The following is a 15,131-nucleotide window of genomic DNA, read 5'->3' on the forward strand; positions in this document are numbered from 1 at the left end:
TTCGTCATGCGAACGTGCCGTCGTGCTCTAACTGTATTGGCTCTCAGCCTCGCACCGCTTGCGGTGTGGGCTGCGGTTCCTGTGGAAGATAGCAACTCTGGCTATAACAATAGCGGGAGCAGTTATCCGCCAGCGGGTTATGGCACGAACGGCGCCTATGCGGGGGGAGCGGCTACGTCCGCCCCCTCGGCACAGGGCGAACTGTTCAACCAGCTGCAACGTATGCAGGATCAAATCGCGCAGCAACAAGGCGCCATTGAAGTACTGCAGAATCAAGTGAACCAGCTCAAGCAAGAAGGCCTGGAGCGATACCAGGATCTTGATCGACGCATTGGAGCCGGCGTTCAACCTGCCGCAACTCCTGATAATTCTTCTACCGGTGGCGCGCCAAACGCTGCTGCCGGTGGTGCCGCAGCAGGGGCCGTGGCTGCCAGCCAAGCCCCTGCCGCCAGCAGCGAACCGGGTGATCCGGCGAAGGAAAAGCTGTATTACGACGCAGCCTTCGACCTGATCAAAGCCAAGGATTTCGACAAGGCCAGCCAAGCCTTTACCGCATTCCTGCGCAAATACCCAAACAGCCAGTACGCGGGCAACGCCCAGTACTGGTTGGGTGAGGTGAACCTGGCCAAGGGTGATCTGCAAGCAGCAGGCCAGGCATTTGCCAAGGTCAGCCAGCTGTACCCCAAGCACGCCAAGGTGCCGGATTCGCTGTACAAACTCGCTGACGTAGAGCGCCGCCTGGGTCATACCGACAAGGTCAAAGGCATTCTGCAGCAGGTGGTGGCCCAGTATCCCGGGACATCCGCTGCCCAGTTGGCTCAACGGGATTTGCAACGCTTGTAAGCGATGCTTGCCCGTTTAGAAGAAACCCGCGCCTGACGCGGGTTTTTTCGTTAGAATCCACGCCCTTTTATGAAACACGCTTCCTGGGGTTTACGCGTTGGCGGGATCCCTTGAAGTGCCTGACGGAGGCGGACAGCCTGTTTAGCTGTTACGCCCGTGGCGACTATGCAAGACACATTACGCATCACCGAAGTTTTTTACTCGTTACAGGGTGAAACGCGAACGGCTGGCCTGCCCACTGTATTTGTGCGGCTGACCGGTTGCCCTTTGCGTTGCCAATACTGTGATAGCGCCTACGCCTTCAGTGGCGGCACTGTGCGCACCCTCGACGACATCCTGGAGCAGGTTGCCAGCTACCGGCCGCGCTACGTCTGTGTGACGGGCGGCGAGCCCCTGGCCCAGCCCAATGCCATCCCTTTGCTCCAGCAGCTGTGTGACGCCGGTTACGAGGTTTCCCTGGAAACCAGCGGCGCCCTGGATATCTCCGCGGTCGACCCGCGTGTGAGCCGGGTGGTCGACCTCAAGACCCCGGGCTCCAAGGAGGCGCACCGCAACCGCTACGAGAACATCGAGCTGTTGACGGCCAACGACCAGGTCAAGTTCGTCATCTGCTCCCGTGAAGACTACGACTGGGCGAACTCCAAGCTGATCCAATATGGCCTGGATCGTCGCGCGGGCGAGGTGCTGTTTTCCCCAAGTCATCACGACCTGAACGCACGGGACCTGGCCGATTGGGTGGTTGCCGATAACCTGCCCGTACGCCTGCAGTTGCAGCTACACAAATACCTTTGGAACGACGAGCCGGGACGCTGATATGACTGAACCCACGATTGATCAAAAACGCGCTGTAATCCTGTTGTCCGGTGGCCTCGACTCCGCCACCGTGGTGGCGATGGCCCAGGCACAAGGCTACAGCTGCTACACCATGAGCTTCGACTACGGCCAGCGCCATCGCGCCGAGCTGAACGCCGCCGCTCGCGTCGCCCGTGAAATGGGTGTGATCGAGCACAAGGTGATCGGCCTGAACCTCAACGGTATCGGCGGCTCCGCATTGACCGACAGCAGCATCGACGTGCCGGAAGCGCCGAGCGAAGGCATCCCGATCACCTACGTGCCAGCGCGCAACACCGTGTTCCTGTCCCTGGCCCTGGGTTGGGCGGAAGTGCTCAACGCCCGTGACATCTTTATCGGCGTGAATGCGGTGGACTATTCCGGTTACCCGGACTGCCGTCCGGAGTTCGTCGAGTCGTTCGAGCGCATGGCCAACCTGGCGACAAAGGCCGGTGTAGAGGGGCAGGGCTTCCGTATCCTCGCGCCGCTGCAGAACCTGAGCAAGGCCGATATCGTGAAGGCTGGCGTAGGACTTGGCGTCGATTACTCGCTGACTGTTTCCTGCTATCAGGCAGACGATGACGGCCGTGCTTGTGGGAAATGTGATAGCTGCCGACTGCGTGCAGAAGGCTTCCAAGCGGCCGGAATTGCGGACCCTACGCGTTATTTCTGATTTATTTAAAATAAGGTGTTGAATAATCCTTAGAAATCAGTATTATACGCGCCACCACACAGCGGGTCGTTAGCTCAGTTGGTAGAGCAGTTGGCTTTTAACCAATTGGTCGTAGGTTCGAATCCCACACGACCCACCATATTTGGCGGTTTAGAAAATCCGGAAGGCCCACGCAAGTGAGGATTTCCGGGTTTTTTTTTGCCTTGCGAAAACACAACGGGGGAGCCCCCTTAAGGGCTCCCCCGTTTTTTTGGCCGAGCGGCTATCAGCCAAAGCGCCCGGTGATGTAGTCCTCGGTCTGCTTCATCGTCGGCTTGGTGAAGATCTCATCGGTATTGCCGTACTCGATCAGCTCCCCCATGAACATAAACGCGGTGTTGTCCGACACCCGCGCCGCCTGCTGCATGTTGTGGGTCACGATGATCACCGTGTATTGGGTCTTCAGCTCGGTGATCAATTGTTCGATACGCCCGGTCGAGATCGGGTCGAGTGCCGACGTGGGCTCGTCCAGCAGCAATACCTGCGGGCGCAGCGCGATGGTGCGGGCGATGCACAGACGCTGCTGCTGGCCGCCTGAGAGGCTCTGGGCGCTCTGGTTGAGCTTGTCCTTCACCTCGTCCCACAGGGCGCCACCACGCAAGGCTTGCTCGACGCGGTCGTTCATCTCGCGGCGCGACAGTTTCTCGTGATGGCGCACCGCGTAGGCGATGTTGTCGTAGATCGACATCGGGAACGGCACGGGCTTCTGGAACACCATGCCGACGTGGCTGCGCAGGCGGTTCATCGAATAGCCGGGGGCGAGGATGTTCTCGCCATTGAGCAGCACTTCGCCGCGCGCTTCCTGCTTCGGGTACATCGAGTAGATGCGATTGAACACGCGCAGCAGCGTGGACTTGCCGCAGCCCGACGGGCCGATGATGGCGGTGATGCGTTTTTCCGGGATATCGATGTCGATGGATTTCAGGGAGCGCTGGTGGTTGTAGAAAAACTCCAACCCACGCACGCGGATTTTGGTTTTTTCGTGATCTATGCCGGTGGCGTCCATCAGTGAGACCTATTGCGTAAAAGGATCAGGCGAGATGCCAGGCTGAGCAGCAGCACGAACAACGTCAGGACCAATGCACCGGCCCAGGCGAGGGCGTGCCAGTCTTCGAACGGGCTCATGGCGTACTGGAAAATGACCACGGGGACACTGGCGATCGGCTTGAGCAGGTTGCTGCTCCAGAACTGGTTGCCGAAGGCGGTAAACAGCAGGGGCGCGGTCTCCCCGGTGATCCGGGCCAAGGCGAGCAGGATGCCTGTCACCACACCGGCTTTGGCCGCCCTCAGCACGATCTGCAGCGTCAACTTCCATTGCGGCACGCCCAGGGCCAGCGCCGCTTCGCGCATGGTCGAGGGTTGCAGCTGGAGCATTTCATCGGTGGTACGCACCACCACCGGAATCACCAGCAGGGCCAAGGCCAACGCACCGGCGATGGCGGAAAAGCCCACCTGGTGATTGGTCAGCAGGTTCAGCGGCAGGATGACGGCGGTGTAGACAAACAGCCCCAGCACGATCGATGGCGCGGACAGCAGGATGTCGTTGATGAACCGCACCGTGGTGCCCAGGCGTGAGTGGCGCGCGAACTCGGCCAGCCAGATACCGGCCATCAAGCCGATGGGCGTGCCGATCAGCAAGGCAATCACCGACATCAGCGCACTGCCATAAAACGCGTTGGCCAGGCCGCCTTCGGTGCCGGGGGGCGGGGTCATCTGGCTGAACAGGCGCAGGTTCAGTGCTTGAAACCCGTTGATGATGGTCGTCAGCAGGATCCACGCCAGCCACAACAGGCCAAAGGCCGTGGCGGCGCAACTGAGGAACATCGCTACGCCATTTTTGAGTGCGCGTTTGCGGTAGAGGCGTTCGTTGGGACTCATAACCCCTCCTTGCGGGACAGACGCATGAGCAGCAGCCGGGCCAATGCCAGCACGACAAAGGTCACGATAAACAGCAGGAAGCCCAGGGCGATCAGCGCGGAGCGGTGCAGGTCGGTGTAGGCCTCGCTGAACTCGTTGGCGATGACCGACGCGATGGAACTGCTCGGCATCAGCAACGACGCAGAAAATTGCTGCGCGTTGCCCAGCACGAAGGTGACCGCCATGGTCTCCCCGAGTGCGCGGCCCAGGCCGAGGAAGATGCCGCCGACCACCGCCGAGCGTGTGTAGGGCAGGACGATGTCCCACACCACTTCCCACGTCGTGCTGCCCAGTGCGTAGGCCGATTCCTTCAACTGTGTCGGCACGCTGCGAAACACTTCATGCATCACCGACGTGATGAACGGCATGATCATCACCGCCAGCACAATGCCTGCGGTCAGCATGCCAATCCCCAACGGCGGCCCTTGGAACAGCGAGCCCACGAAGGGCAGGGCGCCCAGGTAGTCGTTGATCAGCGGGGACAAGTGCTCGGCCATGAACGGCCCGAACACGAACAGCCCCCACATGCCGTAGATGATCGATGGGATGCCAGCCAGTAACTCGATGGCCGAGGCCACCGGCATTTTCAGCCAGGGCGGTGCCACTTCTGTCAGGAAGATCGCGATGCCAAAACTCACCGGCACCGCAATCAGCAAGGCCAGGAAAGACGTCACCAGGGTGCCGTAGATGGGCACCACGGCGCCAAAGTGGTTGTTGACCGCATCCCACTCGGTGCTGGTGATGAAGTCAAAACCGAAGGTGCGGAAGGCCAGGCCTCCGCCCCAAAGCGTCGAGGCCGCGATACTGGCCAGCAACAGCAGCACCAGCATGGCGGCCCCGAACATCGAGCGTTTGAACCACAGATCGTGGCGTTGATCGCGAGCGGCGCGGCGGTCGCCGTGTGTGTCGCTGGCGTGAGTAGTCATAACCAGAGGTTGGACGGTGTCGTTCATATCAGATGTGCTCACCGTCGCCCTCAATCACCCAGGTGACTGAGGGCGGTGGTCGTAGGGCGAATCAGTGGGTGAAGTCAGACTTCCAGTAACCTTCGATTCGCGACACCAGAGAGTCCGGCAGTGCTACGTAGTCCAACGCTGCCGCCTGCTGTTGACCTTTTTCCAGCGACCACTTGAAGAAGCTGAACGCCGCCTGGCTTTGCTCAGCATTCTTGGGCTGCTTGTACATGATGATCCAGGTGGTGGCCGTGATTGGCCATGCGCCTTCGCCTGGGGCGTCTGTCATGATCAGGTTGAAGTCCTTGGCGCTGGCCCAGTCGGCGGTGTCCGCAGCCGCCTGGAAGGCCTTGGCGTTAGGCTCGACGAATTTGCCCGAAGCGTTCTTCAACTGGGCGAAAGTCATTTTGTTCTGCAGCGCGTAGGCGTATTCCACGAAGCCGATGGAGTTCTTGATCTGCTTCACGTAGGCCGAAACACCTTCGTTGCCTTTGCCGCCCACACCCACTGGCCAGGGTACGGTGGTGCCGAAACCGATCTTGGTTTTCCAGCTGTCACTGACTTTGGACAGGTAGTTGGTGAAGTTGTACGAGGTGCCCGAACCGTCAGAGCGATGCACCACGGTGATGTTCGCGCTGGGCAGTTTCAGGCCCGGGTTGAGGGCGGCGATGGCCGGGTCGTTCCAGGCCTTGATGTCACCGAGGAAGATTTTCGCGAGGGTGTCGCCGTCGAGTTTCAGCTGGCCTGCGGCCACGCCCTCGACGTTCATCACCGGCACGATGCCGCCGATCACGCTGGGGAATTGGCCCAGGCCACCGGCCTTGAGGTCATCGGCCGACAGCGGGGCGTCGGAGGCGCCGAAGTCGACGGTGGCCGCCTTGATCTGGGCGATGCCGCCACCCGAACCGATCGACTGGTAGTTGATGCGGTTGCTGGAGTTCTTGCTGTAGTCCTGGGACCACTTGGACAGCACCGGGTACACAAAGCTGGAGCCGGCACCGGTCACGTCGGTGGCGTGGGCCACGCCGCTCAGGCACAGGGCGGACAACAAAACAGACAGCGTTTTTTTAGTCGGCAACATCACGACAACACCTCAAGGGAAGGGGTAAGTGGAGGGGTCCACCTGTCTAAGACGTGACGATTTAATTCCCGATATGTGTCTTTTTGATGACGGTTTGGCTTTATGAAGAAACATTTAGAAATGTTTGCGATTGACGGTGCCGACCGCCTTATTCAGCCCTCGCTGGCTGTTGTTCGATGAAGTACTGGCAAATCAGCCGATCTTCACGCAGGCACTGCTCGCTCGCCGGCATCCCCGTGGCTTCGGAGAAAAACGCCGCCATCGCCCGGCACACGCACTGTTCTTCGCGCACCACGCTGCCCACAGGGCAGGTGAAGTTGCGCACCATCACGCCGCCTTCTTGCGGCACGGCCTCAGTGCTGGCGCCCAGGGCATCGGCGGCGGCCATGGCGGCGCGCAGGCCGCTGTCGAACGTGGCAGGGTTGGCCAGGCCGGCACGTTGCGCGAGTTGGCGACCGGTCTGTTCCAGCACATCGCCCAGTTCCTCGACGTCGTAGCGATCCTTGAGCGTGGCGAGCAATTGGGTCAGCAACACTTGGTAGGCCGTGGACGTCACGTCCTCACTGCCCGGCGCCGCTTCGAACACCGCCGGCGGCTTGCCCACTGTGTTGCGCGGGCGAACCTTGCTGCGCCGCACCAGCCCCTCGGCCTCCAGTTGCTTGAGCTGCACGATCACCGCATTGCGCGTGACTGCCAGGGATTCGCACAACTGCACCACGGTGAGTGGCTCGCGCTGGAGGAGGTGCAGGATGTCACTTTTGGTACTCACGAGTGGCTCGGTTCGCTGGGGTTTGAGGGAGGCTGAGTATAGCGCCATACGGCGTGGATCGAAGAGGAAAAACAATAATGACAAAACATATTGTCATTATTGTCGTTAGGTGATTAGAATTCGCCGAAATCACCCACCCACCCGCAGGTCCGTCCCATGAAAAACGCCCAACGCTTGTTGATCGCGCTCCCGTTCGCCTTCACCTTGATAGGCAGCGCCCTGGCGCAAGACCCACCGCAATCGTCCACACCCACCCAACTGGTGGACGCCTTGAACGGCGTCTTCGGTAAACACGCCGGCGCCCGTGCGGTGCATGCCAAAGGGATCGTGCTCGAAGGCCGTTTCACCCCAAGCCCTGCCGCCGCGGCCATCAGCAAGGCGCCGCACCTGCAAGCCACGGCGGTGCCGGTCACCGTGCGTTTCTCCAACTTCGCCGGTATCCCGGACATTCCGGACAACCACGGCCTGGCCAGCCCACGTGGCTTGGCGGTGCGTTTCAGCCTGCCGGGCGGTGGCAGCACCGATATCGTCGCGCACTCGTTCAACGGCTTTCCGTCGCCTACGGCCGATGATTTCCGCGACCTGCTGATTGCCCTGGGCACCAGCGGCCCGGATGTCGCCAAGCCGACCCCGCTGGACGGCTACCTCGGCACGCACCCGGTGGCCAAGGCCTTCCTCACCGCGCCTAAACCGGCGCCGCAAAGCTTCGCCACGCTGCCGTACTACGGTGTGAACACGTTCCGCTTCATCAACGTGGCGGGTAAGGTCACCTTCGGTCGCTACCAGTTCCTGCCGGTCAGCGGCAGCCACTTCCTCAGCGAGGCGCAAACCGCCAAGGCCACGCCGGATTATTTGAGCGACGAGATCCAGCAGCGCATCGCCAAGGGCGCCGTGCGTTTCAAACTGGTGGTGCAGGAAGCTGCCGAGGGCGACAAGCTCGACGACCCCTCCATCGCCTGGCCCGCCAGCCGCCCCGTGGTAGAACTGGGCACGCTTGAAATCACCCAGGCCGTGGCCGACAACGTCGCCGCGCAGAAAAGCCTGATGTTCCTGCCCAACAACGTGCCGGCCGGCATCGAACCGCAGGATCCGATGATCAATGCGCGTTCCGCCGCCTACCCTGTTTCATTCGGCCGTCGGCAGTAAGCCATCGCCCCATCGATAATAAGAGGAACGCCCTGATGAGTCTGATACCGAACAATTCACTGATCACCGCCACCCCGGAAGAGGGGCGCGAGCTGGCGATCAAGATGGCGCGGCTGGTGATCAAGGCCACCCAACCCGACGAGGCGGTGCGCGGCCGCTTGCGCGATGTGTACGCCAATGACGCGGCAATGCTGATAGGCATCGGCCAGGTGGTGGCGACAGAATTCGCCACCATCGCGGCGGCCAATAAATACTGGACCCCGTAGGGCGAAGAGGGCAGCCAATGCTTGCCATTGGCTGCCCCTGAAAAACGTTGGAATCGACAGGGTCAACGGTGTGAAACCCGCCGGTCACGATCGGGTTAAAAAGTCATAAAAAGACAGCGTAAAACGCTCAAAGTCTTTGAAACCAATAGGATTGTCCGACAATCCTGAGCATGAAAAACTCTTCATAATCGCCCCGCTCGATCGTTGGTAGTTTCCTCATCGCTGCCCAATCATTCGAGTCCTAATAATGAATAAAAAAACTCTGAGAAGCGCCCTGGCGCTCGCCGTTTCGCTTGCCTCCACACACCTGCTCGCCGGTGGTTTCGCGCTCAATGAACAAAGCATCAGTTCAATGGGTACGGGCTACGCCGGTCGCTCTTCCTCGGCCGACGACGCCAGCACGGTGTTCGGCAACCCGGCCGGCATGTCCCGCATCAAACAGAATGAAGTGAGCATCGGCGCGACCTACCTCGATGCCAAATCCAACATCAAGGACGCCAGCTCTTCCCAAGGCGGCGCCGACAACCCGGGCACCAACAAAGGCGACATGGTCCCCGGCATTGCCGTGCCGATGGGCTACCTGGTCACGCCGATCGATGAGCACTGGGCCTTTGGCCTGGGGGTCTACGCTCCGTTTGGCCTGGTGACCGACTATGAACACAGCTTCCAGGGCAACGGCTTTGGCAACAAGAGCAAGGTTCAGGTCATCACCGTGCAGCCGACCGTCAGCTACGCGTTCAACGACAAGGTCTCGGTCGGTTTCGGCCCTACCTTCAACAAAATCAGCGGCGAGCTGGATTCCAAGGTCCCGGCATTTGGCCTGGGCACCGAAACCGCCAAGATCAAAGGGGATGACACCGCCACGGGCTTCAACGCCGGTATCCTGGTGCAGGCCCTGGACAGCACCCGCATCGGCGTCACGTACCACTCGCAAGTGGTCTACCACCTGAGCGGTCACACCAACGCCTCGGGCGTGCTGACCGACCTGCTGGACGGCGGGCCGCAGAAGTATGACGCCAAGCTGGACGTCACCACCCCATCGTCTGTGGACTTCTCGGTCACCCACCAATTGACCGATGACCTGACCCTCTACGTGGGCAGTACCTACACCCGCTGGAGCCAGTTGAAGAAGATCACGGTCAACAACACCGGCGTGTCCGACCTCACTGCGCAACTGGCCGGCCTGGACTCCATCACCGAAGAGCAGCACTGGCACGACACCTGGTCCCATGCGATCGGCCTGGCGTATCAGCTCAACAAGCAATTGGTGCTGCGTACCGGCTTCTCGGTGGACCAGACCCCAACCAACAACACCGACCGCTCCGTGCGTATTCCGACGGGCGACCGCACCGTGTTCAGCCTTGGTGCCGGCTGGACCCCTGTGGATAACCTGACCTTCGACGTGGCCTATTCCTACCTGAAGGAAGAGCCGATCAAGGTGCGCGACAACAACCCTCAGTTGGCCCTGACCTACGACGCCAAGTACGAAAACAGCGCCAATGGTTTTGGTGGTTCGGTGACTTACCGCTTCTGACCTGAAGATAATGGCAAAGGGCCGGTTTTTTGACGTGGCCCTTTGCCGTAAATTTTGATCTCAATGCTGTCAATCGCGGCGTGTCTTGGTTAGATTGAAGGCTAATCAGCTTTTAAGACACGGACTGTCATGACTACGCTAACGCCGATCATCGCGACCAATCCCCTCATTCTTCGCGCCGCCACGACCTCACCCCCGGCAGCACTGGCCAACACCCTCGACGTCTCGCCGACCAGGCCCTCTTCCGTGGTCAGCCTCGGAAATCCCGTGGCCGACGTTATCGATCTCTATTCCAAAAACGGGCAGCTCCCCGGCCGCGAGACCGTGTGGGCCTGGGAAAACGATAATCAGGACGCCGTCACCCAGTTGATCAGCCAACGCTTCGGTTCAATTTCCACGGCCAGCCGTTACAGCGGCCTCGGTGCTGCGTTGGTGGATCAGTTCATTGGGGGCGGCGGGGCGGGGATTTCACAATCGGTGCTCAACACCACGGCAGAGCGTGCCGGTGATACGGGCGGGATCAAGGCCGACCAGGCGGTGTTGCACAGCAAGGCCGACAACCAGGTCAGCCTCAGCATCAAGACCGCCAGCGGCAAGACGGTGACGTTCAGCCTGTTCAGTCAGAAACACGGCTTGGGCGTGCAGGCCACCGTCGACGGCGGCGATTTGACCGCGGATGAACTCAAAGCCGTCGGCCAATTGGGGGCGGCGTTTCAGGCGTCGGTCGACGGCTTGACCGCCGTACCGCCGAAACTCGACCTGAGCAAACTGACCCAGTTCGACACCCACGTGCTGAAGTCGGTTGACCTCAACGCCAAGCTCAAAAACCAGGCGGACGAGGACCTGAGCCTGGCGTTCCACGCCGACAGCCAAACCCGCACCACACGCATGAGTGGCCCGGCCGGTGACATCGACTTGGCCGTGGACCTGAAAAACACCGCAATACAGGGTGACGCCAAACAGCAAGCCAACGCGCTGAAAACCTACCTCGCCCAGTTCGACCGGGTGCAGGAGCGCGGTAGCGCCAACGCTGACTTGATGGCGATGTTCAAGGACGCGTTCAGTGCCATGAACAGCAACCATCCCCAAACGGTTGGCGCACCGAATGCCTTGAGCAACAACCCGACCGACAAAGGTTTGCTGACGGGGCTGGCGGACTTCAAGGCGTCGATCAAGCAGGCCGTTGGTGCGTCCAACCCAATGCGTCCTACGGAAGTCGACAGCTTCTCCTACACCGTGTCGCAGAAGACCCAGGTCAATGGCCGCAGCAGCGCGGACCGCAGCGTGACCCAGAACCAGCAGTCGGTGCTGTCGGCAAACTTCCACAGAAGCCTCGGCGGTGGTGAGCCACCGGTGTTGGATGGTACCCGCAAATCGCAGAACTACCTGTATGTGCACGTGCAGGACAAGGCCAGTAGCACCGCGAGCTTCTCCTATAAGGATGGCCAACTGGCGAGTGCCTCTGTGTCGCAGTCGGCGGTGCAGAACACCCGGACCCAAAAATACGAGATGGCCCAGTTGGTGTCAGACGCGGTGGAGCCGAAAGAAGGCTCGTCCAAACGCGACTACCTGGCGCTGCTGGAGCACGCGGCCAAGGAAGTTAAAAAGTCCAAAGACGCGCTGGAGCAATCCACGTTGAAGGACGCCCTGGCGGCCATGCAGGGTTCGGTGTTGCTGCATGACTATCCGGCTGTGCTGATGCATTGACGTTGTCTTACCGATAAGCGTAGGAATTTCCGTTTGTCGGCCTAAGAGCACTCCCAAGATTACTGAGACAAGTCTCATATTTTGGGAGGGTTCCTATAAATACCCTTGTGTTTCTTCTGGTTTAGAAACATTCAAGGGTATTTATCGTGTTCAAGTTATCGTTAGTGGCAGGTTCTGTTTTTTGTTTGTTCGAGTATTTATTCGCGTCTATTTCCCGTGCCGACGTGATGAATGTGAGCTTTATGCGGCACGACTCAAGCCTGTCCGCCCAGGCGAACCCAAGGATCAACGGCGTGGTGGAGCGCGCCCACGAGCTGATCGGCACGCCTTATCGCTGGGGCGGCCAGACAGTCAAGGATGGCTTCGATTGCAGCGGGCTGCTGGTGTACCTGTTCCGCACCGAGGCCGGTATCAAGCTGCCGCGTACCACCACCACGATGCTGGCGTCGAACGCCAAGACCGTGGCGCGCAACCAATTGAAAGTCGGCGACGCCGTGTTCTTTAAACATAACGGGGCCGCGCAGCTTAAACATGTGGGGATCTACATCGGTAACGATCGCTTTATTCACTCGCCCAGGACCGGCAAGACCATCCGCATCGACTCGTTGAGCAACACCTATTGGAACAAGAGCTACCTGACCGCCAAGCGCTTTCATTGATCAACACGCGTTAAACAAAAAAGCCCCGCCTCTGCCAAGAGCGCGGGGCTTTTTTGTGCCGGCCGGATCACCCCTGGACCAAGGTCACCACCCGTTGTGGGAAGGGAATGCCGATACCCTGTTTGGCCAAGGCACAGCGGGTTTTCTCGTTGAGCCGGTACAGCACGTCCCAGTAGTCATCATTGTCGGTCCACACGCGCAGCGATACGGTGATCGCACTGTCGCCCAACGTGGTCACCACCACCACCGGCTCGGGGTCGCGATGAATGCGCGGGTCGTCGCACAGGCCCAGCAGCACCTGCCGCACGGTGTCCAGGTTGGCGGTGTAGTCCACGCCCACGTCGAACACCACTTTGCGCGTGGCTTCGCTGGAGAAGTTCACCACCACCCCATTGGACAAACCGCCATTGGGCACGACGATGCGTTTGTTGTCGGTGCTGAGAATCACCGTGTGGAAAATCAGGATGGCATCGACCGTGCCATACACGCCCTGAACTTCGATTTTGTCGCCCACCTTGAACGGGCGAAACAGCAGGATCAACACGCCACCGGCAAAGTTGGCCAGGCTGCCTTGCAACGCCAGACCAATCGCCAGGCCCGCCGCACCCAGGGCGGCGACAAAGCTGGTGGTCTGCACGCCGACCATCGAGGCCACGCTGATCACCAGCATGATCTTCAGGGCAATCTTGACCAGGCTGCCGACGAAACCCTGCAAGGTTTTGTCGACGCTGCGCTTGCCCAGCACTTCACCGATGCGCCGCGTGACCGTGCTGATGAACCACCAACCCAGCACCAGGGTGAGGCCGGCCAAGGTAATGTTCAGGCTGTGTTCCAGAATGACGGGTAACCAAGCCTCGCTGTGTTGAATCAGTTGATCGAATTTGAAATCCACGTTGCACCTTGTCGCGATAAAAAAAACGGCCCGCGCAGTGAGCGCAGGCCTTGTGGGGTGATGGCCGAAGCGGCCGTCGAGGGAAGGCTCAGTCGCTTAACAGCGCCGCCATTTTTTTCACTTGCTCCAGGTCGCCTTTCGCCACATCCGTCACGCCAGCGCCGTATTCCGGGTCGGCCTTGTAGAGGAACGACAGGATGTGGTGTTTGCTCACGGTGTCGGCCTGCGCCAGGGAGGTGCCGAAGCTGTGGATCAGGTCTTTGCGCGCCTTGCTGTTGAACGAGCGATACAAATCACCGGCCTGCTTGAAGTTCTGCTCGCGCTGGATCTTGGCCTGCTGGGTGCTGCCGGTCAGTAGGAGCATGCTGTAACGTGCAGCGGAAGATTCCTCGCGCGGGAACAGCCGGCTCGGTTGGTAATTGACACCGGTGAGGGTCGAGGCGGTGTTCATCGCGCCGTCCTGATTGCCGTTATCGACAGGGGCTTTGCTGGCATTGATCGGCAGTTGCAGGGCGTTGGCCCCCAGGCGATGCATCTGTGTGTCGGCGTAAGAAAACAGGCGCCCTTGCAGCAAGCGGTCTTCCGACGGCTCGATGCCGGGGATCAGGTTCGAAGGGGCCATCGCCACCTGTTCGGTTTCCTGGAACACGTTGGCGGGGTTGCGGTTGAGCACCAGCTGGCCGACCTTGCGCATGGGCACTTCTGGCCAGACCTTGGTGGCGTCCAGCGGGTCGAAGTCGAACGTGGCCAGCTCTTGGGGCTTGAGCACCTGGATGTACAGGTCCCACTTCGGGAATTCGCCTTTTTCAATGTGCTTGATCAGGTCGAGGGTCATGTGGCTGAAGTCGGCGCCTTGCACGCGGGTGGCCTCTTCAGGGGTGAAATTGCGCACGCCTTGCAAGCTCTTCCAGTGGAACTTGACGTAGCTCACCTCGTCCTTGGCGTTCACGAACTTATAGGCATGCACGCCATTGCCATCCATTTCCCGGTAACTGGCCGGGGTGCCGGCATTGGAATACAGCTCGGTCAGGGTGCGGGTGGCTTCCGGCACGTGGGAAAAGAAATCGAAGCGCCGCGCATCGTTGCCCAGGTTGGTGCGTGGGTCGGGCTTGAACGCGTGGACCATGTCGGGGAACTTGATCGCGTCACGGATGAAAAACGTCGGGAAGTTATTGCCGACCAGGTCCCAGTTGCCTTCGGCCGTGTAGAACTTGGTGGCAAACCCTCGTGGGTCACGCAGGGTTTCGGGTGAATGGGTGCCGTGCACCACGGAAGAAAAACGCACGAACACCGGTGTGACGGTGCCGGCGGTAAAGAGCGCGGCCTTGGTGAGGTCTACCAGGTTTTCGCTGGCGGTAAACACGCCGTAGGCGCCTGTGCCCCGTGCATGCACCACGCGCTCCGGAATGCGCTCGCGATCAAAACGCTGCAGCTTCTGGATCAGATGCACGTCTTGCAGCAGCACCGGGCCGTTGGTTCCGGCCGTTTGCGAGTTCTGGTTATCGCCCACCGCCGCGCCATTGTCTCGGGTGAGTGGGCTGCTGTGGGCGGCCACTGAAACAGAACCCAGGGTCAATACACATAACAACTGCAAGGGACGAGCGAAACGCACAGGCGTGCAGGCAAACATGGTAAGGCTCCAAATAAGACGAATAAGCCAACATCAACCCGCTGGGGACTGTGTTGGCAGGCGTGAGTACTTTTTTAGTGTGTCCGCCGCACACCCCTCAGTGATTTAAGAAATGTCTCAATTAACTAAGTTCAGCCGAGGTGTTGTGTGTCTCGGTTATTGAGACAGTTCTTAAAGCCTTTCTTTGTCTC

Annotated in this window: 15 protein-coding genes and 1 tRNA gene; 9 read left to right on the forward strand and 7 right to left on the reverse strand. The window is 60.1% G+C overall.

Annotated elements, in window-relative coordinates; all coding sequences use genetic code 11:
- The first annotated feature begins 6 nt into the window (after positions 1 to 6).
- From ybgF to HX803_RS15595, 4 genes are all read left to right on the forward strand, one after another.
- The gene (gene ybgF, locus HX803_RS15580) at positions 7 to 843 is read left to right on the forward strand and encodes a tol-pal system protein YbgF (RefSeq protein ID WP_178921807.1); all 837 of its coding nucleotides are present in this window, start codon (positions 7 to 9) and stop codon (positions 841 to 843) included.
- 165 nt (positions 844 to 1,008) lie between these two features.
- Positions 1,009 to 1,656 carry a 7-carboxy-7-deazaguanine synthase QueE gene (gene queE, locus HX803_RS15585; RefSeq protein ID WP_178921809.1) on the forward strand — a complete coding sequence of 216 codons (648 nt, stop codon included), beginning with the start codon at positions 1,009 to 1,011 and terminating at the stop codon, positions 1,654 to 1,656.
- Between the two features lie 16 nt (positions 1,657 to 1,672).
- On the forward strand, positions 1,673 to 2,347 hold the full coding sequence (gene queC / locus HX803_RS15590; RefSeq protein WP_178921847.1) for a 7-cyano-7-deazaguanine synthase QueC: 675 nt from the start codon (positions 1,673 to 1,675) through the stop codon (positions 2,345 to 2,347).
- Positions 2,348 to 2,410: 63 nt separating this feature from the next.
- Positions 2,411 to 2,486: transfer RNA gene (locus tag HX803_RS15595), tRNA-Lys, on the forward strand.
- 126 nt (positions 2,487 to 2,612) lie between these two features.
- Here HX803_RS15595 and pstB read toward each other — a convergent pair.
- The 5 genes from pstB to HX803_RS15620 form a co-directional block, all read right to left on the reverse strand.
- Complete coding sequence (pstB, locus tag HX803_RS15600) at positions 2,613 to 3,392, reverse strand: phosphate ABC transporter ATP-binding protein PstB (RefSeq protein ID WP_178921811.1); 780 nt, start codon at positions 3,390 to 3,392, stop codon at positions 2,613 to 2,615.
- Positions 3,392 to 4,264 (reverse strand): phosphate ABC transporter permease PstA, encoded by an 873-nt coding sequence (pstA, locus tag HX803_RS15605; RefSeq protein WP_178921813.1) that lies wholly within the window; start codon positions 4,262 to 4,264, stop codon positions 3,392 to 3,394. The genes pstB and pstA overlap by 1 nt, the downstream gene beginning before the upstream one ends.
- Entirely contained in the window at positions 4,261 to 5,256 is a 996-nt protein-coding gene (gene pstC / locus HX803_RS15610) for a phosphate ABC transporter permease subunit PstC (RefSeq protein ID WP_176994412.1), read from the reverse strand. Before pstC ends, pstA begins: the two co-directional genes overlap by 4 nt.
- A gap of 64 nt (positions 5,257 to 5,320) precedes the next feature.
- Positions 5,321 to 6,337, reverse strand: coding sequence for a phosphate ABC transporter substrate-binding protein PstS (gene pstS, locus HX803_RS15615; RefSeq protein WP_178921814.1), 1,017 nt, complete (start codon positions 6,335 to 6,337; stop codon positions 5,321 to 5,323).
- 148 nt (positions 6,338 to 6,485) lie between these two features.
- Positions 6,486 to 7,106: an ArsR family transcriptional regulator gene (locus HX803_RS15620; protein ID WP_178921816.1), complete on the reverse strand. Its 621-nt coding sequence runs from the start codon at positions 7,104 to 7,106 to the stop codon at positions 6,486 to 6,488.
- A gap of 156 nt (positions 7,107 to 7,262) precedes the next feature.
- Between HX803_RS15620 and HX803_RS15625 the strand changes: the two genes are divergently transcribed.
- The 5 genes from HX803_RS15625 (at position 7,263) to HX803_RS15645 (ending at position 12,418) form a co-directional block, all read left to right on the forward strand.
- Positions 7,263 to 8,252 (forward strand): catalase family peroxidase, encoded by a 990-nt coding sequence (locus HX803_RS15625; protein WP_178921818.1) that lies wholly within the window; start codon positions 7,263 to 7,265, stop codon positions 8,250 to 8,252.
- A 35-nt stretch (positions 8,253 to 8,287) separates the two neighbouring features.
- Positions 8,288 to 8,518: a hexameric tyrosine-coordinated heme protein gene (locus HX803_RS15630; protein ID WP_178921820.1), complete on the forward strand. Its 231-nt coding sequence runs from the start codon at positions 8,288 to 8,290 to the stop codon at positions 8,516 to 8,518.
- A gap of 247 nt (positions 8,519 to 8,765) precedes the next feature.
- Positions 8,766 to 10,052, forward strand: a complete 1,287-nt coding sequence (locus tag HX803_RS15635) for an OmpP1/FadL family transporter (RefSeq protein ID WP_178921822.1) — start codon at positions 8,766 to 8,768, stop codon at positions 10,050 to 10,052.
- Between the two features lie 267 nt (positions 10,053 to 10,319).
- Positions 10,320 to 11,759, forward strand: coding sequence for a lactate dehydrogenase (locus tag HX803_RS15640; RefSeq protein WP_178921849.1), 1,440 nt, complete (start codon positions 10,320 to 10,322; stop codon positions 11,757 to 11,759).
- 242 nt (positions 11,760 to 12,001) lie between these two features.
- Positions 12,002 to 12,418 (forward strand): C40 family peptidase, encoded by a 417-nt coding sequence (locus HX803_RS15645; protein WP_256732864.1) that lies wholly within the window; start codon positions 12,002 to 12,004, stop codon positions 12,416 to 12,418.
- Between the two features lie 67 nt (positions 12,419 to 12,485).
- On the opposite strand, the gene HX803_RS15650 is transcribed toward HX803_RS15645, so the two are convergent.
- On the reverse strand, positions 12,486 to 13,310 hold the full coding sequence (locus tag HX803_RS15650) for a mechanosensitive ion channel family protein (protein ID WP_178921824.1): 825 nt from the start codon (positions 13,308 to 13,310) through the stop codon (positions 12,486 to 12,488).
- Positions 13,311 to 13,398: 88 nt separating this feature from the next.
- Positions 13,399 to 14,940 (reverse strand): catalase, encoded by a 1,542-nt coding sequence (locus tag HX803_RS15655; protein WP_178921826.1) that lies wholly within the window; start codon positions 14,938 to 14,940, stop codon positions 13,399 to 13,401.
- Between the last annotated feature and the right edge of the window lie 191 nt (positions 14,941 to 15,131).

This window comes from Pseudomonas sp. P7548, from assembly GCF_013386585.1.
Classification (GTDB): domain Bacteria; phylum Pseudomonadota; class Gammaproteobacteria; order Pseudomonadales; family Pseudomonadaceae; genus Aquipseudomonas.

Bases quoted from the DNA above. Each gene is read 5' to 3' on its own strand.
- HX803_RS15655 (WP_178921826.1), bottom strand. From the start codon at position 14,940: ATGTTTGCCTGCACGCCTGTGCGTTTCGCTCGTCCCTTGCAGTTGTTA.
- pstC (WP_176994412.1), bottom strand. From the start codon at position 5,256: ATGAACGACACCGTCCAACCTCTGGTTATGACTACTCACGCCAGCGAC.
- ybgF (WP_178921807.1), top strand. From the start codon at position 7: ATGCGAACGTGCCGTCGTGCTCTAACTGTATTGGCTCTCAGCCTCGCA.
- HX803_RS15625 (WP_178921818.1), top strand. From the start codon at position 7,263: ATGAAAAACGCCCAACGCTTGTTGATCGCGCTCCCGTTCGCCTTCACC.
- HX803_RS15645 (WP_256732864.1), top strand. From the start codon at position 12,002: ATGCGGCACGACTCAAGCCTGTCCGCCCAGGCGAACCCAAGGATCAAC.
- pstA (WP_178921813.1), bottom strand. From the start codon at position 4,264: ATGAGTCCCAACGAACGCCTCTACCGCAAACGCGCACTCAAAAATGGC.
- pstB (WP_178921811.1), bottom strand. From the start codon at position 3,392: ATGGACGCCACCGGCATAGATCACGAAAAAACCAAAATCCGCGTGCGT.
- HX803_RS15635 (WP_178921822.1), top strand. From the start codon at position 8,766: ATGAATAAAAAAACTCTGAGAAGCGCCCTGGCGCTCGCCGTTTCGCTT.
- HX803_RS15630 (WP_178921820.1), top strand. From the start codon at position 8,288: ATGAGTCTGATACCGAACAATTCACTGATCACCGCCACCCCGGAAGAG.
- queE (WP_178921809.1), top strand. From the start codon at position 1,009: ATGCAAGACACATTACGCATCACCGAAGTTTTTTACTCGTTACAGGGT.
- pstS (WP_178921814.1), bottom strand. From the start codon at position 6,337: ATGTTGCCGACTAAAAAAACGCTGTCTGTTTTGTTGTCCGCCCTGTGC.